Origin of the sequence: Rhodococcus sp. IEGM 1351 (assembly GCF_030056875.1) — a bacterium.
Taxonomy (GTDB): domain Bacteria; phylum Actinomycetota; class Actinomycetes; order Mycobacteriales; family Mycobacteriaceae; genus Rhodococcus_F; species Rhodococcus_F opacus.
Genome location: NZ_JASHKU010000122.1, coordinates 1 through 307, shown reverse-complemented (window position 1 = coordinate 307; position 307 = coordinate 1). Strand labels below are relative to the sequence as shown.

General features: G+C 66.1%; 1 protein-coding gene. It reads left to right on the top strand.

Annotated features, from left to right (window positions below; genetic code table 11):
* Positions 1-20 precede the first annotated feature (20 nt).
* Positions 21-307, top strand: a 287-nt coding sequence (locus QM806_RS41050; protein WP_502943960.1) for an AMP-binding protein, incomplete at its 3' end; no start/stop codon positions are given.

Below are 307 nucleotides of genomic sequence, written 5' to 3'. Positions count from 1 at the left end.
TGATCGTCGGGGCGCGGTTGGTGATCGCGGAGCCGGACGGGCACCGCGACCCGGCCTATCTTGTGAACGTGATAGCCGAGAATGACGTCACGACAGCACATTTCGTCCCCTCGATGTTGGCCGTATTCACCGCGGAACCGGCAGTGACGCGATGCACGAGCCTGCGGCGTGTGTTCGCCTCGGGTGAGGCGTTGCCCGCGCGGACGGCGTCGAGGATGCGGACACTGGTACCCGGTGCCCGGCTCCACAACTTGTACGGTCCGACGGAGGCGTCGGTGGATGTGACGTTCCACGAGGTGACGGAGGC